15 protein-coding genes are annotated in these 22,185 nt (G+C 70.0%); 6 read left to right on the top strand and 9 right to left on the bottom strand.

The features are described from left to right. Positions 1-10 precede the first annotated feature (10 nt). The gene (locus PGN14_RS00780) at positions 11-931 is read right to left on the bottom strand and encodes a transglutaminase family protein (protein ID WP_335297502.1); all 921 of its coding nucleotides are present in this window, start codon (positions 929-931) and stop codon (positions 11-13) included. After that, positions 931-3,423 carry a circularly permuted type 2 ATP-grasp protein gene (locus PGN14_RS00775; RefSeq protein ID WP_335297501.1) on the bottom strand — a complete coding sequence of 831 codons (2,493 nt, stop codon included), beginning with the start codon at positions 3,421-3,423 and terminating at the stop codon, positions 931-933. Before PGN14_RS00775 ends, PGN14_RS00780 begins: the two co-directional genes overlap by 1 nt. Positions 3,424-3,590: 167 nt before the next feature. Here PGN14_RS00775 and PGN14_RS00770 point away from each other — a divergent pair, with 167 nt between their 5' ends. Next, the gene (locus PGN14_RS00770) at positions 3,591-4,589 is read left to right on the top strand and encodes an IS30 family transposase (RefSeq protein WP_335297500.1); all 999 of its coding nucleotides are present in this window, start codon (positions 3,591-3,593) and stop codon (positions 4,587-4,589) included. A 57-nt stretch (positions 4,590-4,646) separates the two neighbouring features. Here PGN14_RS00770 and ligD read toward each other — a convergent pair whose 3' ends face one another. The 6 genes from ligD to PGN14_RS00740 form a co-directional block, all read right to left on the bottom strand. Continuing rightward, positions 4,647-7,148, bottom strand: a complete 2,502-nt coding sequence (gene ligD / locus PGN14_RS00765; RefSeq protein ID WP_335297499.1) for a DNA ligase D — start codon at positions 7,146-7,148, stop codon at positions 4,647-4,649. A gap of 90 nt (positions 7,149-7,238) precedes the next feature. Continuing rightward, a complete protein-coding gene (gene ku / locus PGN14_RS00760; protein ID WP_335297498.1) occupies positions 7,239-8,111 on the bottom strand; it encodes a non-homologous end joining protein Ku in 873 nt (290 codons plus the stop codon). Positions 8,112-8,174: 63 nt separating this feature from the next. Beyond that, positions 8,175-8,327, bottom strand: coding sequence for a hypothetical protein (locus PGN14_RS00755; protein WP_335297497.1), 153 nt, complete (start codon positions 8,325-8,327; stop codon positions 8,175-8,177). 156 nt (positions 8,328-8,483) lie between these two features. Continuing rightward, complete coding sequence (locus tag PGN14_RS00750) at positions 8,484-9,146, bottom strand: UPF0149 family protein (protein ID WP_335298015.1); 663 nt, start codon at positions 9,144-9,146, stop codon at positions 8,484-8,486. Next, a complete protein-coding gene (locus tag PGN14_RS00745) occupies positions 9,146-11,434 on the bottom strand; it encodes an NADP-dependent malic enzyme (RefSeq protein ID WP_335297496.1) in 2,289 nt (762 codons plus the stop codon). Before PGN14_RS00745 ends, PGN14_RS00750 begins: the two co-directional genes overlap by 1 nt. Before the next feature lie 46 nt (positions 11,435-11,480). Beyond that, positions 11,481-11,999 carry a methylated-DNA--[protein]-cysteine S-methyltransferase gene (locus tag PGN14_RS00740; RefSeq protein WP_335297495.1) on the bottom strand — a complete coding sequence of 173 codons (519 nt, stop codon included), beginning with the start codon at positions 11,997-11,999 and terminating at the stop codon, positions 11,481-11,483. 26 nt (positions 12,000-12,025) lie between these two features. On the opposite strand from PGN14_RS00740, the gene PGN14_RS00735 reads away from it, so the two are divergent. The 5 genes from PGN14_RS00735 (at position 12,026) to PGN14_RS00715 (ending at position 20,721) form a co-directional block, all read left to right on the top strand. Next, complete coding sequence (locus PGN14_RS00735) at positions 12,026-12,256, top strand: antitoxin (RefSeq protein ID WP_335297494.1); 231 nt, start codon at positions 12,026-12,028, stop codon at positions 12,254-12,256. Beyond that, positions 12,243-12,515 carry a type II toxin-antitoxin system RelE/ParE family toxin gene (locus PGN14_RS00730; RefSeq protein ID WP_335297493.1) on the top strand — a complete coding sequence of 91 codons (273 nt, stop codon included), beginning with the start codon at positions 12,243-12,245 and terminating at the stop codon, positions 12,513-12,515. Before PGN14_RS00735 ends, PGN14_RS00730 begins: the two co-directional genes overlap by 14 nt. A 33-nt stretch (positions 12,516-12,548) precedes the next feature. Then, positions 12,549-15,122, top strand: coding sequence for a DNA mismatch repair protein MutS (gene mutS / locus PGN14_RS00725; protein WP_335298014.1), 2,574 nt, complete (start codon positions 12,549-12,551; stop codon positions 15,120-15,122). Between the two features lie 138 nt (positions 15,123-15,260). Further along, positions 15,261-17,999, top strand: coding sequence for a [protein-PII] uridylyltransferase (locus PGN14_RS00720; RefSeq protein ID WP_335297492.1), 2,739 nt, complete (start codon positions 15,261-15,263; stop codon positions 17,997-17,999). 364 nt (positions 18,000-18,363) lie between these two features. Continuing rightward, positions 18,364-20,721, top strand: coding sequence for a TonB-dependent receptor (locus PGN14_RS00715; RefSeq protein WP_335297491.1), 2,358 nt, complete (start codon positions 18,364-18,366; stop codon positions 20,719-20,721). A 4-nt stretch (positions 20,722-20,725) separates the two neighbouring features. Here the strand turns inward: PGN14_RS00715 and PGN14_RS00710 are convergent, their stop codons facing one another. After that, a complete protein-coding gene (locus tag PGN14_RS00710; RefSeq protein WP_335297490.1) occupies positions 20,726-22,078 on the bottom strand; it encodes a helix-turn-helix domain-containing protein in 1,353 nt (450 codons plus the stop codon). Between the last annotated feature and the right edge of the window lie 107 nt (positions 22,079-22,185).

The raw sequence follows: 22,185 nt of genomic DNA, 5'->3' as shown, positions 1-22,185 counted from the left end.
GGTGTGTTACTCAGCTATGTGGGGCAGCCACCGCCACAGCGCAATCGTCTGCGCTCGCCAGCGGTGCGACATCGACGCTGACCTCCATGTCCTGCGCGCCGGCGCCCAGCACGACGCCGTCGACCGGCGCGATCTCCGCATAGTCGCGCCCGATCGCGACGACGATATGGTCGCCCGCCATCCAGATGCCGTTGGTAGGATCGACGCCGACCCAGCCGCGCGCCGGCCCGCACCACAGCAAGACCCAGGCATGGGTGGCATCCGCCCCGACCAGCCGCTCCTCGCCGGGCGGCGGAATGGTGCGGATATAGCCAGACGCATAGGCCGCGGGCAGCCCGGCGGCGCGCAGGCCGGTGATCATGATCTGCGCGAAATCCTGGCACACGCCGCGCCGATGCCGGAACGCCTCGTGCGGGGGGGTGTCGACCAGCGTGGCGGTGCCGTCGAAGGTGAACTCGCGCTGGATCCGCCGCGCCAGCGCGATACCGGCCTCCAGCGCGTTGCGCCCCGGCGACAGATCGGGCGCGCACCAGTCCGCGATCTCGCGGTCGAGCGGGATCAGCGGCGAGGGGTAGAGATAGGCCGCCGGCCCCGCCGCGGACAGGTCGCCCGACGCGCGCGCCAGCGCCGCGACCTCGCCCAGCGTCGGATCGTCCGCGGCCGGCACCGGCACCAGCCGGTCGACCGCGATCCGCGCGCGGCTCTCGATCGTCAGCCGGCGTACCGGCTCCTCCACCACCAGCCGGGTGACATGCGCCAGTCCGGCCTCCGCGCGCGCCGGGGTGGCGCGGCCGGACGGGGCGACGACCAGATCGTAATGCTCCAGCGTCTGCCCTGGCCAGTCGATCGGCTTCAGCCGCAGGTTGCAGCGCGCGAACCGCACCGCATTGCCATAGGCGAAGCGGGTGACGTGATGGATGTCGTAGCGCATCACGCCAGCGTCAGTCCGCTGGCGCGCAGCGGCTCCGCGCCCTGCAGGAAATAGCGCCGCGCGATCGCCTCCGACACGCGCGCCAGCCGCCGCTCCACCTCGTACAACAGGTCGGCGTCCAGCGTCGTCGCCTGCGCGGTCGACACCAGCGCGTGGAGCGCGGTCGCCTCCATCTGCTGCGCCTCCGCCATGCCGTCGTCGTCCAGCACGGGCAGGCGCGCCAGATGGTCGCGGATCGCCTCCACCTGGAACGCCAGCGCCCGCGGGTTGCCGGGGTCGAGCAGGGTCAGGTCCACCACCGGCACGCGCGCGATCCCGGTCAGATAGCGCTGGCGATAGCTGATCTGGCTATTGCCCAAATCGAGCAGCGTCGACAGATCGTCGAGCGACGCGCCCGCCATGCCGAAGGCGCGTGCGGCGCGCGTCACCGCCATCGCGCGCTCGACGCGGCGGCCCAGGTCGTGGAACCGCCATGCCGCGGTACGCCCCATATGCTCCGCCGACAGGCCGGCGATCGCGGCATAGCGGCGCTGGAGCGAGCCGGCGCGGTCCAGCATCCCGCGATGCGTGGGGAAGGGGGCGTCGAGCAGCCGGAACATGTCCGCCGACAGCCGGTCGCGCGATCCCGCGGCGATGCGGCGTGCGTGCGCGTTGATCGCGGCGACCGATTGCCATTCGTCGCCGGGCGCCTCCATCGCGGTGCGCGCCATCTGCGTCAGGTCGGCGCGGCGCAGCGTGTCGGGATGCGGCGCGGCGCCCGCGTTGACGATCTCCCCCACCAGCCGCCCGACCGTGGGCGCGCCCAGCGCGGCGCCGGCATCGGCGTCGATCGAATTGCCCAGCATCACGCGGATCACCGCCAGCAGCGCCTCGCCGCGCTCCAGGTAGCGGCCCAGCCAGAAGAAATTGTCCGCCACCCGGCTCGGCAGGGTGCCCGGGTTGCGCCGCACATGGACCGAGTCGGTCGCGGGCAGCAGCGAGACGGGCGCGACCGGATCGGGACCGTGGACGCAGACGTCGGCGGACCATGTCCCCTCGCCCAGCACCGCGGCGCGCGGATCGGGATGCTCGCCGATCCGCGCGAACCCGCCCGGCATCACCTGCCACCGGCCATCGGCGTCACGCGCGGCGAAGACGCGCAGCGTGAAGGGGCGCGGCTCCAGCGCGTCGCCGATGACGACGGGCATGGTCGACAGCCGGACGACCTCCTGCCCGACATAATCCTGCGGCCGGCGCGTCATGTCGTCCAGCAGCGCGGCGCGCTCGTCGCGGGTCAGGTCCGTGCCCGCGACCTGCGCGTCGCGCGGCAGGCCCAGGGTGCGCGCGCCGAACGCCGAGGAGAGCAGCAACGTGTCGAGTTCGGCGGCGACATGCGCCGCCTCCGCCGGCTGCCCGCACCACCAGGTCGCGATATTGGGCAGGATCAGGTCGGCGCCGGTCAGCCGGGTGGAAAGCTGCGGCAGGAAGGCGCCGAACGCGCGGCTTTCCAGCACGCCCGCGCCCGGCGCATTGGCGAGCACGACATTGCCCTGCGCCCAGCTGTCGATCAGCCCCGGCACCCCGATCCGCGAGTGCGAATCGAACGCCAGCGGGTCGAGCAGCCGCGGGTCGAGCCGCCGCCACAGGGCGTCGATACGCTTCAGCCCGCCGATCGTGCGGACGTAGAGGCGATCCTCCAGCGCGGCGAGATCGTCGCCCTCGACCAGCAGGAAGCCCAGGTAGCGCGCCAGATGCGCCTGTTCGGCATAGCTGGGATTGTACCGCCCCGGCGTCAGCAGCCCGATGCGCGGGTCGGCGCGATGGCACGATGCCGCGAGGCCGGCGCGGAACGCGGCGAAGAACGGCGCATGGCGGCGCACGTTGAGCCGGTTCTGTAGGCCCCCCAAGGTGCGACTGACCGCCAGCCGGTTCTCCAGCGCATAGCCCGCGCCGACCGGCGCGCGCAGATGGTCCGCCAGCACGCGCCACTCGCCGCTCGGCCCGCGCCCCAGGTCGAACGCGACGAAGTGCAGGTGATGCCCGCCGGGAGGCGGCAGCCCGACCAGCGGGCGCAGGTAATAGGGGCTGCCGGTGACGACGGTGGCGGGGACATGCCCGCGCGCGACCAGGGTGGCGGGGCCGTAGAGGTCGGCGAGGATCGTCTCCAGCAACCCCGCACGCTGGACGACGCCGCGCTCGATCGTCGCCCAGTCGTCGGCCTCGATCAGCAGCGGCACCGGGCTGACCGGCCAGGGGCGCTCCGCTTCCTCGCCGATGATGCGGAAGCCGGTGCCGATGTCGGCGGCATGGCGCTGCACCCGCTCGCGCGCATGGCCCAGGTCGTCGCCCGCGACCGCGGACAGCTCCTCCAGCATCGCCAGCCAGGCGGCGTCGGCCGCGTCGTGCAGCACGTCCGCCGGGGCCGCGCCGGCGCAATAACGCTCCGCCCAGCGGCGCGCATGGATCGCGGCATCGAACAAGGCGGGCTGCGTCGCCAATTCACTCCCCCTCATGGCGGCGCGCGACCGTAGGGGATGCTGCGGTGCAAGACAAAGGAAATGCACCCTTCCGTCACCCCGGGTCAAGCCAGGGGTGACGACGGCGGGAAAGCGCCTCCTCTCCCCACCCGTCATCCCCCGGACTCACGAAAGAAGTGCACCACCGATAGGGTGGTGGCGCGATGGGACACAGCTACAGGCAGCTCGGCCTTGACGAGCGGATGGAGATTGCGCGGCTTCGGGAGGCGGGCTGGTCATCGCGGCGGATCGGCGCGGCGATCGGGCGCTGCCACACGACGGTCAGCCGAGAGGTAAGTCGCAACAGCCGTGCGACCAGGGCCTGGCCTGGCGGCTATGCGCCAGCGCGCGCGCACGAACTGGCGCAGCGGCGACGACGATGGGACTGCCGCTTCAAGCTGGTGCGCCAACCGGACCTGCGGGACCAGGTGAGGCAAAGCCTTGCGATGGGACATTCGCCCGAGCAGATCGCCGGCCGGCTGGCGCGCGAGACGGGTCGCACCGTCATCAGCCACGAGTCAATCTACCGCTTCGTCTATCATCGCTCAGGCCAGAAGGATTACTGGCACCGCCTGCTGCCCCGCGCCAAGTCCCGGCGCGGTCGGTACCGCATGCAGGGCGGCAGCCCGGCCAGCTTCATCCGCCAGCGCCGCCCCCTCACCGAGCGCCCGGCCGAGGCGACGACGCGCCAGCAGCCCGGTCACTGGGAAGCCGACTACATGCTGTTCGCCGCCTACGGCCACAACATCCTCGTCCTGCACGAGCGCACCACCCGCTTCACCCTGCTCGACCACCCGCCCACGCGCAAAGCAGCGATCACCGCACAGCGCATCGAACGCCAACTCCGCGACGTTCCACAGGTGCTCCGCCGCACCATCAGCTTCGACAACGGAACAGAGTTTGCCGAGCATCAGCGCCTGCATCACCTCGGCCTGCAGACCTTCTTCTGCGACGTGCGCAGCCCCTGGCAGAAAGGCGGCATCGAGAACACCATCGGTCGCTTGCGACGCTTCCTGCCCCGCAAGGCCAACCTCGACAACCTCTCGCCCGCACAATTGCGTGCCTATGCCCAGCGGCTCAACGACACGCCCAGAAAATGCCTCGACTTCCAAACCCCCGCCGAGGCATTTCTCCAAGCCTCAACCGGTGCACTTCAAACGTGAATCCACATCCCCTCCTCCGCGGGGATGACGGTGCCGTGCGGGGACGACGCCAGACACTTACAAATCCGGCAACACCTGCTCCGCCACGCCCCAGCCCTTCAGCGCGCGCCCGTTGGCGCGGTCCAGCAGTTCGTCCAGATCGGTCACACTCCACCGCGCCGCGGTGTCGATGTCGCGCAGCTCGCTCCACGTCACCGGCGCCGCCACCGGCGCGCCGGCGCGGGCGCGGGCGGCATAGGGCAGGATCGCGGTCGCGCCGCGCTGGTTGCGCAGCCAGTCGATGAAGATGCGCCCCTTGCGCTTCGCCTTGCTCATCGTCGCGACGAACCGATCCGGCTCCGCCTGCGCCAGCGCGCGCGCGAAGCGGTCGGCGAAGTCCTTCACCGCGGGCCATTCCGCCTGCGGGGTCAGCGGCACGACGACATGCACGCCTTTGCCCCCCGACAGCATCGCGAAGCTCGCCAGCCCCAGTTCGGCCAGTTGCGCGTTCAGATGCTCCGCCGCCCTCTTGGTATCGCCGAAATCCAGCCCCTCGTCGGGGTCGAGGTCGAACACCAGCCGGTCGGGCTTCTCCACATCCGCGACCTGCGCGCCCCAGCCGTGGAACTCGATCGTCCCCATCTGGACGCAGGCGACCAGCCCGTCGGCGCTGTCGACATAGAGATAATCCTCGGTCGATCCGTCCTTCTCGCGGATCGGCACTGTGTGGACCTGCTCGCCGAACGACCCGGCGTCATGCTTCTGGAAGAAGCATTGCTTCGCGCGTCCCTGTGGACAGCGCACCAGGCTGACCGGGCGATGGGCGACCCAGGGCAGCATCACCGGCGCGATGCGTGCGTAATAATCCGCCAGATCGCCCTTGGTGACGCGGCTTTCGGGGAAGATCAGGCGGTCGCGGCTCGACACCTTGACCGTACTGGCCGGCGCGGCAGAGGTGGCGGGCGCGGGGCGTTCGATCACCACCTCCTTCGCCGGCTTGTCGCCGCGCAGCCCCAGGAAGCTCGGGTGGCGCAGCACGCCGTCGGGTGTCGTCTCGGTAAAGGCGATCTCGGCCACCAGCCGGGGCGTTACCCAATGCGCGCCCCGCACCGCCGCGCGCGGCGCCTCGACCGTCGCGGTCTTGCGCGCCAGCCGGTCCAGCCGGGTGCGCAGGTCGTGGAGCGTGTCGGTGGAAAAGCCGGTGCCGACCTTGCCGGCGTAGCGCAACCTGCCGTCCTCGTACACGCCCAGCAGCAGCGAGCGCAGCCCGCGGTTCTTGTCCGACGGCAGCCAGCCGACGATCACGAACTCCTGCCGGCGCGTGCATTTGATCTTCAGCCACGCCTGCGTGCGCTGCCCGCGGTACGGCGCGTCGGCCTTTTTCGAGACAATGCCCTCATAGCCCTCGCGGCACATCGCCTCGAACAGCCTTTCGCCCGCGCCCGCGACATGTTCGGCGAAGTGCAGGTGCGGGTCGGCACCGGCCAGCAGCCCGCGCAGCCGCTCCTTGCGCTGGACATTGGGCAAGGCGCGCAGGTCCTCGCCCTCCAGCGACAGCAGGTCGAACGCGAAGAAGGTCATCTCCCCGCCCGCGGAAATGGCGCCCTTCAGCGTCGAGAAGTCGGGCCGCCCGTCCTTGAACGCGACGATCTCGCCATCGATCAGCGCCGGCGGTAGCGCGGACGCGGCCTCCGCGATCCCGGCGAATGTGTCGCTCCAGTCTAGCCCGGAGCGGGTGAACACCCTGGCCTTGCCCCCGCCGGTCGCGACCAGCGCGCGATAGCCGTCGTACTTGACCTCGTGGATCCAGTCGCTCCCGGTGGGGACGCTATCCACCAACGTACACAGCTGGGGTGGTTGGAAGGGGGGGATTCCTCCCCCGGAGGGGGAGGGGGACCGCCGGCCGGAGGCCGGTGGTGGAGGGGTGTCGCCGCTCGCGGGCCGGGCCACCCCTCCACCACCGCGCTTCGCGCGGCGGTCCCCCTCCCCTGCAAGGGGAGGATCGTTGCGTTCGATCTCCTGCATCGTCCGTCCGGTCGCGACGCTGGTCAGCGCGGTTTCCGTCAACGTGTCCGTCCCGCCCGCCTGCGCATCGTCGATCTTGCGCAGCAGCCAATTCTCGCGCTTCTCCTTCCCCCGCGGCTTCAGCCGGATCAGCAGCCACTCGCCCTTCATCCGCTCGCCATCGAGCACGAAGTGGAGGTGGCCCTTCTCCAGGTCCTTCGCGCTCTTGCCCGCGATCGGCGCCCAGGTGCCGCGGTCCCACAGCATCACCGTGCCGCCGCCATATTCGCCCGCGGGGATCGTCCCCTCGAACGTGGCATAGGACAGCGGATGGTCCTCGGTGCGCACCGCCAGCCTCTTCTCGTCGGGGTCCAGGCTGGGGCCGCGCGTCACCGCCCAGCTCTTCAGCACGCCGCCGATCTCCAGCCGGAAGTCCCAGTGCAGCCGCGTCGCGTCATGCTTCTGCACCATGAAGCTGTTGCCATGGCCGGGCGCGAGCGTGCCGGCCGGCTCCGCGGTGCGGGTGAAGTCGCGCTTGGCGTTATAGGGGGCGAGGGGGTCGGACAGCTGCGTCATCCCAGCGAAGGCTGGGATCTCCCAGTGGAAAACGATGCACTCGCCGCGAGAGACCCCAGCCTTCGCTGGGGTGACGCGTGTGGGCGTGCCTCAAGCACGCTTCTTCGCCGCCGGTTTCGCCGGCACCTTGCGCGCGGCGGGCTTCTTCGCGGGCGCCTTCTTCGCCGCCGCCGCGCCGCCTTCCATCGACTTCTTCAGCGCCGCCATCAGGTCGACCACGTTCGATCCGGAGCGCCCGCCGCCCTCGTCCTTGTCCTCGATGATCTTGCGGCCCTTTGCCTTGCGCTTGCGCTCGATCAGGCCCTTCAGCGCATCGACATAGCGGTCGTGGAACCCCTGCGGATCGAACGGCCCCGCCTTCTTCTCGATCAGCGCCTCGGCCAGTTCGAGCAGTTCCGTGTCGGGCTTGGCATCGGGAATGTCGCGGAAATAGCCCTGCGCCTTGTGCACCTCGTCGGCATAGCGCAGCGTTTCCAGCACCATGCCGCGACCGCACGGCTTCAGGCTGACGACATATTCGCGCCCGCGCATCGCCAATTGGCCCAGCCCCACCTTCTTCGTCCGCTTCAACGCCTCGCGCAGCACGATGAACGCCTCCTCCGCGAGGTCGTCGGCGGGGACGACGAAATAGGGCTTTTCGTAATAGAGGACGTCGATGTCGCCGGCGTCGACGAACTGGGTCAGCTCCAGCGTCTTCTTCGATTCCAGCTTCACCGCGTCGATCTCGTCCTGATCGAGCAGGACATATTCGCCCTTCTCGATCTCGAACCCCTTCATGATCTCGTCGGTGTCGATCGCGCCCAGCCCGGGAACGACCTTCTCGTATTTGACCGGCTTGCCGCTGGGTTCGTGGATCTGGCGGAAGGCGATCGACGCGCCCGACCGGGTCGCGGAATAGATTTCCACCGGGATCGACACCAGCGCCAGCCGGATCTGCCCCTGCCAGTAAGCACGCGCCGCCATGGTCTTCACGTCCCCTCGTTGCGAGGGCGATTCAATCCCTTGAAAGCATTGGGGTTCCGCGCATCAGTCGCGGTGGCGCTTTGTCCCGCCCGCATCGCGGATCAGCACCCCGTCGCGATGCGGCGTCGCCTCGACCGAATCGAGCCGGTCGAGCAGGTCGGCGAAGACGTCGTCCTGTGCGACGGGGAACAGGCGATGGAAGCCGGTGCCCAGCACATGAAGGTCGTGCCGGGTCAGAAATCCAATCGCGACAACGGGTTCTCTCTCCGGCATGAGGTCACAAAGCACCAGCGCGCGGTTTGTGCCATCGCTGTCGCCTGCGAAACGGTTCGCCCCCCTGCCGTGTCGTCGCGGCCACAGGCGGTCATGCGGTCATGCGGGGGCGAGGCAGCATTTCTTGTGCTTCTTCCCCGATCCGCACGGGCAGGGATCGTTGCGCCCCGGTGCGCGCGTTGCCGGCCCCTGGTCGTGCGTCAACCGCCAACGGTCGATCATCGGCACCCAGCCCGCGATCAGCGTCGTCGCGGTGCGGTCATATTCGTCCTCTTCCTCGCGCGTCAGCTCGATCAGGCGGTCGGCGATCGCGACCAGCCGGCTGATCCCCGCCATCGCGGCGGCGCCATCCGGGTCGCGCGTGACGCGCAGCCGGTTCCACCCGGCCGGCGCCAGCGCCATGCCCTGCGCGAAGCCCTCGATCCACAGCTCCCACATCGTCTCGCCGCTGCGCTCGTCCACGTCGACCAGCGGCTCGAACGCACCGCCTGCGATATTGCGGCGCAATTCCTCATAATGGTGGATCAACAGGTCGACGAAGCGCTGCGCCTCCGCCTCGTCCGTCAGCAACGACGGGCCGCCGCCCCAGATGCGCGGCAGCCAGCGCGACTGCGGCACCGTGTCGGGACCGACGATCAGCGCCGCGAGATAGCCGTCCAGCTCCGACAGCAGCATCGCATCGTCGAACCGCTCCGCCAGCAGATATTCGAGCGCGGCGAGCGGATCGGGGTCGGGTGCCTCGTCGATCGCCGCGTCCCGCATCACCGCGCGATCCCGCCCGCCGCCAGCACCGCCAGCGTCACCAGCTCGCTCGCGGTCGACACCATCGGCGCGATCTGCACCGGCTTCTCCATGCCGACCAGCATCGGCCCGATCATCTCGTCGCCGCCCAGTTCGCGCAGCAGCTTGGCGGAGATGTTGGCCGATTGCAGCCCCGGCATCACCAGCACGTTGGCCGGGCCGGACAGCCGCGCGAACGGATAGTTCGCCAGCTGCTTCGGATTGAGCGCGACGTCGGGCGACATCTCGCCCTCATATTCGAAGCCCACCTGCCGCTGGTCCAGCACGTGGACCGCCTCGCGGATATTGTCGAGCCACTGGCCCGCGGGATTGCCGAAGGTGGAATAGCTCAGGAACGCGACGCGCGGCTCATGCCCCATGCGCCGTGCGACCGCCGCGGTCTGCTCCGCGATATCGGCCAGTTCTTCGGCATTAGGACGCTCGTTCACCGTCGTGTCGGCGATGAACACGGTGTGCGACTGGCCGACCAGCACATGGATGCCGAACGCGGTGCGCCCGGGTGCTGCGTCGATCACGCGCTTCACCTCGCGCATCGACTGCGCCCAGGGCCGCGTGACCCCGGTGATCATCGCATCCGCCTCGCCCAGCTGGAGCAGCACCGCACCGAAGATGTTGCGGTCCTGGTTGATCATCCGCTCCACCTCGCGGCGCAGGAAGCCGCGGCGCTGGAGCCGCGCATAGAGGAAGTCGACCATCCGCGGCACCAGCGGCGAGACGCGGCTGTTGTGCAGCTCGTACTCCTCGGGCTTCTCGACGCCCAGCGCGCGCAGCCGCTCGTACACGTCGTCGCGCCCGACCAGCACCGGCGTGCCATAGCCGCCCTCCTTGAACGCGATCGCGGCGCGCAGGACGACCTCCTCCTCGCCTTCCGCGAACAGCACGCGCCTGGGATGCGCCTTGGCACCTTCATAGGCGAGGCTGAGCACCGACGTGGTCGGGTTCATCCGCGCGCGCAGCGCCTCGCGATAGGCGTTGATGTCGAGGATCGGCTTGGTCGCGACGCCCGAATCCATCGCCGCCTTGGCGACCGCGATCGAAACGACCTCCATCAGCCGCGGATCGAACGGCGCGGGGATGATATAGTCGGGGCCGAACGAATGGCGCACGCCATAAGCGGCGGCGACCTCCTCCGGCACGCGCTCGCGCGCCAGCTCGGCGATCGCCTGCGCCGCGGCGATCTTCATCTCCTCGTTCACCGCGGTGGCGCGCACGTCCAGCGCGCCGCGGAAGATGAAGGGGAAGCCCAGCACGTTGTTGACCTGGTTGGGATAGTCCGACCGGCCGGTGGCGATGATCGCATCGGGGCGCGCCGCCTTGGCCAGTTCGGGGCGGATCTCCGGCTCCGGATTGGCCATCGCGAAGATGATCGGCGCGGGCGCCATGTCCTTGACCATCTCGGGCTTCAGCGCGCCCGCGGCGGACAGGCCCAGGAACACGTCGGCACCCGCCAGCGCCTCGGTCAGCGTGCGGCGATCGGTGTTGGCGGCATGCGCCGACTGCCACTGGTTCACCTTGTCGCGGCCCTGGTAGATCACGCCCGACCGGTCGCAGATCAGCACGTTGTCGTGGCGCACGCCCATCGCCTTGATCAGCTCGGTGCACGCGATCGCCGCCGCGCCCGCGCCGTTCACCACCACCTTCACGTCGGCCAGGTTGCGCCCGGTCAGCAGGCAGGCATTGAGGAGGCCCGCGGCGCAGATGATCGCGGTGCCGTGCTGGTCGTCATGGAAGACGGGGATGTTCATCCGCTCGCGCAGCGTCTGCTCGATGATGAAGCATTCGGGCGCCTTGATATCCTCCAGATTGATCCCGCCGAAGCTCGGCTCCATCAACTCGATCGCATCGATCAGGCGGTCGACGTCCTCGCCCTTCAGCTCGATGTCGATCGCGTCGACATCGGCGAAGCGCTTGAAGAGGACCGCCTTGCCCTCCATCACCGGCTTCGACGCGAGCGCGCCGAGGTTACCCATGCCCAGGATCGCGGTGCCGTTGGAGATCACCGCGACCAGATTGCCCTTGGCGGTATAGTCATAGGCGGTGGCGGGATCGTCCGCGATCGCCTGTACCGGCACCGCGACGCCGGGCGAATAGGCCAGCGCCAGGTCGCGCTGCGTCGCCATCGGCTTGGAGGCGATGATCTCGATCTTGCCGGGGCGCCCTTCCGAATGGAACAGCAGCGCTTCGCGCTCGGAAAACTGGAGGTTGCGGTCTTCGGTCGGAACCGGGGCGGGCGCGCGATCGTCGGTCATGCGCGTGCCCTTAGGGAAAGCGGCGGAAAATGGAAACGGCCGAGCGCTAAGTATCTCGTCTTTCGAGCGTCAGCAGCAATTGCTTGGCCGCCAGCCCGCCCGCGAACCCGGTCAGCGCGCCGGACGCGCCGATGACGCGGTGGCAGGGCGTGACGATCGAGATCGGGTTGCGCCCGTTGGCGGCACCCACCGCGCGCGTCGCGGTGGGGCGCCCGATGGTGCGCGCGATATCGGCATAGCTGCGCGTCTCGCCATAGGGGATCGCGTCCAGCGCGCGCCATACCGCGCGCTGGAAATCGGTGCCGACCGGCGCCAGCGGCAGGTCGAACGCGGTGCGCGTGCCCGCGAAATATTCCGCCAGCTGCGTGGCGGCGGCAGTGAGGACGGGATGGTCGGGCGCCTCCTGCGCCGCCGCCAGCCGCACGCGCCAGGGCGCATCGTCCGGCCACAGGATCGCGACGAGTCCCGCATCGCTCGCGACCAATGTCAGCGTGCCGACCGGGGAGGGGATGATGGTGCGGTAGAGCATGTGCGCCGGTGTATCGCGCGGGCGCGGCGCGCGCATCCCGTTGCTTGCGGTCAAACCGGGGCATGGCCATCAGTGGCGCTGTGGATTATGTTGCGCGCATGAAGCATGAGCCCACCATCTTCGAGGAGCGTGATCGCGATGCCGAGGCGGCTGCGATCGCGCGCGCGCGCGCGGATGTGGCGGCTGGGCGCGTCCATTCGCATGAGGTCGTCAAGGAGTGGTTGATGACGTGGGGGAAGGCGAATCGCTTGCCCTTCAAGGAGTGGCTCGCCGCGCGCAATGGCGATCGTTGAATGGACCGATCAGGCGCTGGAGGAAGTCGACCTGATCGTATCATACATCGAACAGTTCAATCCTGCCGCCGCGGAGCGGATCGCCAACCGCCTCTTTGCTCTAGGCGACAGCCTTTCTGATTTCCCCCATCGCGGACGTCCTGCGGAGGACGGGCTGCGGGAGCTGACGACCGTTGCACCATATATCCTGCGTTATGAAACCGATGGTAACATCGTCTCGATCCTGGCGGTCCGCCACGGCGCGCGCCTCCCGGACTGACCCTGCATGACGACCACCCCCGCCCCCACGCCGATGATGGCGCAATATCACGCGCTCAAGGCGGAGTCGGAGGATTGCCTGCTCTTCTACCGCATGGGCGATTTCTTCGAGCTGTTCTTCGACGATGCGCGCATCGCCAGCCAGGTGCTCGACATCGCGCTGACCGCGCGCGGGGAACATGCGGGCGAGAAGGTGCCGATGTGCGGCGTGCCGGTCCATGCCGCGACCGCCTATCTCCAGCGGCTGATCAAGGCCGGCCACCGCGTCGCCATCGCCGAACAGACCGAAAGCCCCGAGGCGGCGCGCAAGGCGCGCGGGTCGAAGGCGCTGGTCAACCGCGCGATCGTGCGCGTCGTCACCGCCGGCACGCTGACCGAGGAGACGTTGCTCGACGCACGCGCCGCCAATTGGTGCGTCGCGGTGGGCGAGGCAGGCGGCGAGGTGGCGGTCGCCGCCGCCGACGTCTCGACCGGCCGCTTCGAGGTGATCGCCTGCGCCCCCGCGGCGCTGGGCGCCGAACTCGCGCGCCTCGCCGCGGCGGAGGTGGTCGCGGCGGAGGGCGGCGACGTGCCCGCCACCGTCTGGCGCCCGCGCGGCGAGTTCGACAGTGCTGCTGGCGAGGCGCGGCTGAAGCGGCTGTTCGGGGTCGCCACGCTCGACGGGTTCGGGCGGTTCGGGCGCGCGGAGCTGGCCGCGGCGGGCGGGCTGGTCGCGTATCTGGACCATACCGCCAAGGGACAGCTGCCGTTCCTGCGCCCGCCGGTGCTGGCGGCATCGGCCGACACGATGGCGATCGACGCCGCCACGCGCGAGAGCCTGGAGCTGACCGCGACCGCATCGGGGCAGCGCAAGGGCAGCCTGCTCGACGCGGTCGACCGCACCGTGACGGGCGCCGGCGCGCGGTTGCTGGCCGCCGACATCGGCGCGCCGCTGATGCAGCGCGCCGCGATCGACGCGCGGCTCGATCTGGTCGCGCTGTTCCACGACGATGCGGCATTGCGTGAGCGCACCCGTGCCGCGCTGCGCGCGCTGCCCGATATCGGCCGCGCGCTGGGGCGGCTGGCGGCGGGGCGGGGCAGTCCGCGCGATCTGGGGCAGCTGCGCGACGGCCTCGATGCCGCCTGGGCGCTGGGCGACCGGCTCGGCGCGATCCAGCCCGCGCCCGCGCTGCTGGCGGAGATCGCACCGCGGCTGCGCGGCCATGGCGCGCTGATCGACCTGCTCAAGCGCGCGCTGGTGCCAGCGCCGCCGATCGACGCGGGCGACGGCGGCTATATCGCCGCGGGCTACGACAGCGCGCTCGACGCGTTGCGCGAGACGGGCAGCGGCGGGCGTCGCGCCATCGCCGCGCTGGAGGCGACCTTCCGCCAGCGCACCGGGATCGCCGCGCTCAAGATCCGCCACAATGGCGTGCTCGGCTATCATATCGAGGTGCCGGCCAAATTCGCCGACCCGCTGATGACGGCGGATTCGGGCTTCACCCATCGCCAGACGCTGGCCGGCGTGGTCCGCTTCAACGCGCCCGAGCTGCACGAGGTCGCCGCCAGCGTGACGCAATCGGGCGCGCACGCGCTGGCGGCGGAGGCGGCGCATCTGGAGGATCTCACCGCGCAGGCGCTGGCGAGCCGGGAGGCCGTCGCCGCCACCGCCGATGCGCTCGCCCGCATCGATGTCGCCGCAGCACTCGCCGAGCGCGCGGTCGAGGGTGCCTGGACGCGCCCCGCCTTCGCCGGGGAGGCTTGCTTCGACGTGCGCGACGGCCGCCACCCGGTGGTCGAGGCGGCGCTGGCGCGGAGCGGCGACCGCTTCGTCGCCAACGACTGCGTGCTCGGCGACCGCTCGCGGCTGTGGCTGGTAACGGGGCCGAACATGGGCGGCAAGTCGACCTTCCTGCGCCAGAACGCGCTGATCGCGGTGCTGGCGCAGGCGGGCGCCTATGTCCCCGCGTCGGCGGCGCGGCTGGGGCTGGTCGACCGGCTGTTCAGCCGCGTCGGCGCGTCGGACAATCTCGCGCGCGGCCGCTCCACCTTCATGGTCGAGATGGTCGAGACCGCCGCCATCCTCGCGCAGGCGACCGAGCGCAGCTTCGTGATCCTCGACGAGGTCGGGCGCGGCACCTCCACCTATGACGGGCTCGCCATCGCCTGGGCGGTGGTGGAGGCGATCCATGAGGACAATCGCTGCCGCTGCCTGTTCGCGACCCATTACCACGAACTGACGCGGCTGGCCGAACGCTGCGACGCGCTGTCGCTCCACCACGTCCGCGCGCGCGAGTGGAAGGGGGAGCTGGTGCTGCTCCACGAAGTGTCCGACGGCCCCGCCGACCGCAGCTACGGCCTCGCCGTCGCGCGGCTCGCCGGCATGCCGCCCGCCACGGTGCAGCGTGCCAAGGCGGTGCTGGCCAAGCTGGAGGCGGGGCGCGCGAAGACCGGCGGGCTGGCCGCGGGGCTGGACGACCTGCCGCTGTTCGCCGCCGCCGCGCAGGCGGAGGAGGCGCAATGCGACGCGATCCGGGCCGAGGTGGAGGCGCTCGACGTGGACGCGCTCACCCCGCGCGAGGCGCTCGACACGCTGTACCGGCTGAAGGCGCTGGCGCGGGAGGAGTAGGTGCGTCACCCCGGACGTGATCCGGGGTCCCGCTTCTTCTGCGACGCCGCGATATGAGCGGGACCCCGGGTCAGGCCCGGGGTGACGATCTGCGCGCCAGGGGGCGACGCCACGCCCCCGATCCATTATGCCGCGCGCATGAGCGGCCGTTTCGATCACCTCCCCCACCGTCGTGCCATCGTCGACCATCGCGCGCTCGCCGAGGCGCTGGCGCGGATCGATCCCGTCGAGAAGGCCGCGGCGCGCAAGGCCGCCAGCGGCGTGCTGCGCGCCGCGCTCGACGCCGGGCGCGCGGAGATCGCGCGGCGGCTGGAGGCGAACCCGTCGCGCGGGCTGGAGGCGGCCAACGCGCAGGCCTATCTGGTCGACCGGCTGCTGATCGCGCTGGCCGACTTCACGACGCAGCGGCTGTACCCGCTCAGCAATCCGACCGCGGCGGAGCGGCTGCTGCTGATCGCGGTCGGCGGCTATGGCCGCGGCGAGATGGCGCCCTTCTCCGATGTCGACATCGGCTTCGTCACGCCGTGGAAGCAGACGCCCTGGGCGGAGCAGGCGATCGAATCGATGCTCTACACGTTGTGGGACCTGGGGCTGAAGATCGGCCATTCCAGCCGCTCGATGGACGATGTCGTGCGCCAGGCGAAGGCCGACGTCACCGTGCGCACCGCGCTGCTGGAGGGGCGCTATGTCTGGGGCGACGAGGCGCTGTACGCCGAAACCTCGCGCCGCTTCCGCGACGACGTGCGGGCGGGCACGGAGCGGCAGTTCATCGCCGACAAGCTGGAGGAGCGCAACCAGCGTCACGTTCGCATGGGCGACACGCGCTACGTCGTCGAACCCAATGTGAAGGAGGGCAAGGGCGGCCTGCGCGATCTCCACGCGCTCTTCTGGATCGGGAAATACGCCTATGACGTCCAGCGCGCGGTCGAGCTGGTCGAGCTGGGTCTGTTCACGCGCGAGGAATATCGCCTGTTCCACCGTGCCGAGAACTTCCTGTGGGCGGTGCGCTGCCACCTCCACCTGATCGCGGGGCGCGGCGAGGACCGGCTGACGTTCGATTACCAGCGCGAGATCGCGGAGCGGATGCGCTACGCCGCGCGGCCGGGCAAGCCCGCGGTCGAACGCTTCATGCAATTCTATTTCCTCCAGGCGCGCACCGTGGGGTCGCTGACCGGCCTGTTCCTGGCGCATCTGGAGGAGCGTTACTCGCGGCGTGCGCGCCTGCCGAAGATCACGCGCGCGCCGCGGCGGTTGAACGGCTTCGTGCTGGACCGCGGGCGCATCGCGCTGCCCGATGATGCGTTCTTCCGCGACGATCCGGTGCGGCTGGTCGAGGTGTTCGCGATCGCCGCGCAGCAGAAGACGGAGATCCATCCGCTCGCACTGCGCTGCGCGACGCGCGATGCGAAGCTGGTCGCCTCGGTCCGGCGCGATGCGCGCGCCAATGCGCTGTTCCTCGACCTGCTGACCAGCCGCAACGATCCCGAGCTGGTGCTGCGCTGGATGAACGAGACCGGCGTGCTGGGCCGGTTCGTGCCCGATTTCGCGCGCGTCGTGGCGCAGATGCAGTTCGACATGTACCACCATTATACCGTCGACGAGCATACCATCCGCGCCATCGGCCTGGTCGCGCGGCTGGAAAAGGGCGAGCTGAAGGCGGACCATCCGCTGCCCAGCGCGCTGATCGAGCAGATCGTGTCGCGCCGCGTGCTGTATGTCGCGGTGCTGCTGCACGATATCGCCAAGGGGCGCGGCGGCGATCACTCGATCCTGGGCGCGGAGGTGGCGGAGCGGCTGTGCCCGCGCTTCGGGCTGACGCGCGCGGAGACGGAGACGGTGGCGTGGCTGGTGCGCTGGCACCTGCTGATGTCCGCCACCGCGTTCAAGCGCGACCTGGCCGATTTCAAGACGATCCTCGACTTCGCGGAGGTGGTGCAAAGCCCGGAGCGGTTGCGGCTGCTGCTGGTGCTGACGGTGGTCGATATCCGCGCGGTCGGGCCGGGGACGTGGAACGGGTGGAAGGGGCAGTTGCTCGGCGACCTGTACGATGCCGCGGAGGAGGTGCTGCGGCTCGGCCACAAGCAGCGCGGGCGCGGCGAGCGGCTGGAGGCCAAGCAGGAGGGGCTGCGCGTGGCGATGGGGTGGAGCGCGGAGACGCTCGCCACCTATGCGCGCCGCCTGCCCGAGGCCTATTGGATCGCGGAGCCGGGCGACGTGCTGGCGCACAATGCCGCCTTCGTCGCGGGGGTGCAGGACGTCCCGCTGTCAATCGACGCGCATGTCTATCCGGAGCGCGGCGCGACCCTGGTGACGGTCTATGCCGCCGACCACCCCGGGCTGTTCAGCCGCATCGCGGGCGCGATCCATGTCGCGGGCGGGAACATCATCGACGCGCGCATCCACACCACGCGCGACGGCATGGCGCTCGACAATTTCCTGGTACAGGATCCGCTGGGCCGCCCTTTCGCCGAGGCGGGGCAGCTCGACCGGCTGAAGACCGCGATCGCCGATGCGCTCGCCGGGCGCGGCAAGATGACCGACCGGCTGAAGGCGAAGCCGCTGCCGCGCACCCGCGCCGACGCCTTTCGCATCGAACCCAGCGTGCTGGTGGAGAACAAGGCGTCCAACCGCTTCACCGTGGTGGAGGTGGCGGCGCGCGACCGGCCCGCGCTGCTCAACCAGCTCGCCTATGCGCTGTTCGTATCGAAGGTGACGATCCACTCCGCGCACGTCGCCACCTATGGCGAGCGCGCGGTCGACGTCTTCTACCTGACCGACCTGACCGGCGACAAGCTGGCACCCGGCGCGCGCGTCCGCACCCTCGAAAAACGCCTCCTCGCCGCGGCGGCGGGCATCCCCTACGACGAAGCCGCCTGACCCTCGCACGCGTCACCCCGGCCCTGAGCCGGGGTCCCGCTTCTTCTACGAGGTTTTGATATAGCGGGACCCCGGATCAAGTCCGGGGTGACGAACCAAGTTCCTCCCCTCCCTTTCAAGGGAGGGGATCATCGGGTCGAAATGCCCCCCGGGCATTTTTGATCCATGCGGGGCATGGATCACCCGATGATGGTGGGTGGCGTCCTGACGATACGGCCGCCGCGCGCCCAGCCCCTCCGTATCACCAAGCCTCCACCCACCCCCAACCCCTCCCTTGAAAGGGAGGGGCCAGAAACCGGCTATATACGCCCCGATACAGCATCGATATACACTCGGATATAACCAAAAAGGGGAATATCCACCGATGTCGAAGCGCCTCGCCGCTCTCCTGGGCGCGACCATCGCGCTGCTGCCCGCCGCCCCCGCTCATGCCGAACCGGCAGATACCGAGGCCGACCCCGCCCGCCTCCCCGAAGTCGTCGTCACCGCGCGCCGCCGCGCGGAGGATGCGCAGCGCGTCCCCGCCGCGCTCTCGGTGGTCGGCGGCGCGCTCCTCGACCAGAGCTACACCGTCAACACGCAGGCGCTGACCACGCTGATCCCGACGCTGAACTACAGCTCGGCCAACCCGCGCAACACCGCCTTCACGATCCGCGGGCTGGGCTCCAGCGTCGTCGCGGTCAGCCAGGCGAACGACGGGCTGGAGCCGGGCGTCGGCTTCTACGTCGATCAGGTCTATCACGCGCGCCCCGCCACCGCGGCGTTCGACTTCGCCGATATCGAGCAGGTGGAGGAATTGCGCGGGCCGCAGGGGACGCTGTTCGGGAAGAACACGACCGCGGGCGCGCTCAACATCACCACCCGCGCGCCGACCTTCACGCGCGAGGGATTCGCCGAACTGTCCTATGGCGATTTCAACTTCGTCCAGGCGAAAGGCTGGGCCTCAGGACCGCTTACCGACACCATCGCCTATCGCGTGTCGGGGGTTTCGACACGTCGCGACGGCGTTATCGCCAACATCCGCACGGGTCGCGACGCCAATACATTGGGGACGCAGGCGGTGCGGGGGCAGCTGCTGTTCAAGCCGGACGATACGATCCGGATGCGTGTCAGCGCCGACTTCACCAACTTCCAGGCCTATTGCTGCACGCAGGTCTATCTGCGCACCGGCACCAGCCAGCGCAGCCCCACCCGCCAGTTCGACGGTCCCAACGGGCTGGCGGCGCAATTCGGCTATGCGCCCCCCAGCACCAACGCCTACGATCGCCTGACCGATATCGACGGACCGCTGGGCGTCGACACCAACGAAGGCGGGGTCGCCGCGATCACCGACTGGAACCTGGGGCCGGTCACGCTCACCTCGGTCAGCGCGTGGCGCTTCTGGAACTGGGATGCGGAAAACGACCGCGATTACACCGGCTTGCCCGTGCAATTGTCGCAGCACATTCCGTCGCGGCAGGACCAGTACAGCCAGGAACTGCGCCTCGCCTCCAACGGCGAGGGGCCGCTGTCCTATGTCGTCGGGCTCTACGGCTTCCGCCAGCGGCTGACCGGGCGGCCGATCAGCATCTATGGTCCCGCGGCGGCACAATATCTGATCGGCACGACGACGGGGGCGAACAATACCCCTGTGCCGACGAACCTGCTCGACGGCTACGGCCAGGACGGCCGCACCGACTTCCGCAGCCTCAGCTACGCCGCCTTCGGCGAGGCGAACTGGCGCTTCCTCCCCACGCTGACCGCGACCGTCGGCCTGCGCTATACGCAGGAGGAGAAGGACGGTTATTACGCCACCACCGTCTCCGGCGGCCTCGCCACCACCAACGCCGCGCTGGTCAGCGCCCGCCTCGGCGTGCTGCGCCCGCAAAACTACGAGGCGCACGACAGCGACGGCAGCCTGTCGGGCCGCGCCAATCTCGCGTGGCAGGCGACCGGCGCGACGTTGGCCTATGCCAGCTACGCCCGCGGGTTCAAATCGGGCGGGATCAACATGTCCGGCCTGCCGCTCGACACGAACAACAATCCCGTCCTCGCCACCGCGGTGGTCCGCCCGGAGCGCAACGAAACCTATGAGATCGGGCTGAAGAACACGCTGTTCGGCGGGCGCGTGACCGCAAATATCGACGGCTTCTATACCAAGGTACGCGATTTCCAGGCGACGATCGTGGAGAATTCGCTGACGCAGACGGCGCAGCTGCGCGGCTACCTGTCGAACATCCCGCGCGTCACGGTGAAGGGCGTCGAGGCCGACGTGGTCGCGCTGATCCTGCCGGGGTTGAGCGCGCGTACCGCCTTCGCCTGGTCGGACGGGCGCTACAGCGACTATCCCGCGGGGCCGTGCCCGCTGGAGGTGCAGACCGCGGCGACGACGCGGTGCAGCCTGACCGGGCGGCGGCTCGCCTCGCTGCCGCGCTTCGCGCTGACCGCGGGGCTGGATTATGCGCGCGGGGCCTTGTTCGTCCATGTCGACACCGCCTCGCGCAGCGGATTCGACGGCGATCCGGCGCTGTCGCGCTTCACCTATATCCGCGGCTACAACCTGACCAACGCCAACATCGGCTATCGCTTCGCCGACGGGACCGAGGCGATCCTGTGGGCGCGCAACCTGCTGGACGCCGATTACATCCAGAACGTGACGGTGCAGGCGGGCAATTCCGGGCTGATCGTCGGCACGCCCAGCGACCCGCGCACGATCGGCGCCACGATCCGCTGGCGGATATAGCGCGTTACACCACCCGATACGGCACCACGCCGCGCACCTCCCCCTCGACCGCGATCGCGCGGTCGGTGGGGGGGAAGGCACGCTGGTCGCAGTCGGTGCGCGGGCACAGCCGGCAACTGATCCCGATCGGCGTCGCGAGGCCGCGCGCATCGACTGCATCGGCATAGACGAAGTCGGCGGCATGCGTCGCCTCGCACCCCAGCGCCACCGCATAACGGCGCGGGCTCCGCGCGAACCGGCCCGATGGCTTCACCAGCCCCTTGGCCATCGAGACATAGCGCACGCCGTCGGGCGTCTCGGCATGCTGGACCAGGATGCGGTCGGGGATCGCGACGGCTTCATGGACATGCCACAAGGGGCACGCCCCGCCGAAGCGCGCGAACTGGAGCCGGGTGGCGGAATGGCGCTTGGTGATGTTGCCCGCCATGTCGACGCGGCAGAAATAGAAGGGGATGCCCTCCTCGCCCGGGCGTTGCAGCGTGGAGAGGCGGTGGCACGCCTGTTCGAAGCTGACGCCGAAGCGGCGCGACAGCCGGTCGATATCGTGGCGCACGCGGCGCGCCTCGGCGCGAAAAGCGCGATAGGGCATGACCAGCGCGCCCGCGGCATAATTGGCGAGCCCGATCGACAGCAGCCGCCGTGCCTGCGGCTGCGCCAGCGGCGCCTCCTCCACGATCGCGGCGATCGGGTCGGCGAAGGCGATCGCGGCGACGCGATGCGCGATCAGGAAGGCGCGGCTTTCCGCCGGCAAGGCGGCGTTGAGCGTCAGCCTCGCGCCATCGAACCGCGCGAGCGGCGCGTCCTCGTCCGCATCGATGGCGATGGCGACGCCCAGGTCGCGCAGGCGAGCGGCCGGATCGCCCGCCAGCACCTCCGCCGCGCGATCGAGCAGGTCGACGTAATTGCCCGCGTCGTGGAACCAGTCGCGTACCGCCTCCCACGGAAGGCGTCCGCCGACGCCGGCGGTCATCGCCTCTTCCGCGAGCGCGACGCGTTCCTCGGTCGCGCGCTTGGCGGCGTGGAGCGCGATCAGCCGGTCGGCGACGTCGGGACGCTCCTCCGCCAGCCGCGCGATCTCCTCCGGTGGCATCGGCGCGACGGTCGGGTCGGCCAGCGCCTGCGCCAGCGCGGCGAGGCGACGGGCAGGGACCTCGCCCTCGATACCCGCCAGCGCGGCGGGGAAATGCTGCGCCAGCGCCGCGGTGACCGCGGCGGTCAGCGGACGTTCGTCGCTTTCCAGCTGCGACAGATAGCTGACCGACAGCCCCAGCCGCGCCGCCATCGCCCGCTGGTTGAGCGCGGCGGTGCGGCGGAGCGTGCGCAGCTGCTGTCCGGCGTAGAGACGGGTGCTAGTCATGATGCTAACCGTTCGTCCGTTCGCCCTGAGGAGGGGCGCAGCCCCGTCTCGAAGGGCATGCGCAACGCTGCTTCGAGACGGCACTTCGACAAGCTCAGTGCCTCCTC

The organism is Sphingomonas adhaesiva, from assembly GCF_036946305.1.
In the GTDB taxonomy this organism is placed as follows: Bacteria; Pseudomonadota; Alphaproteobacteria; order Sphingomonadales; family Sphingomonadaceae; genus Sphingomonas; species Sphingomonas adhaesiva_B.
This window is presented reverse-complemented; position numbering and strand designations above follow the sequence as displayed.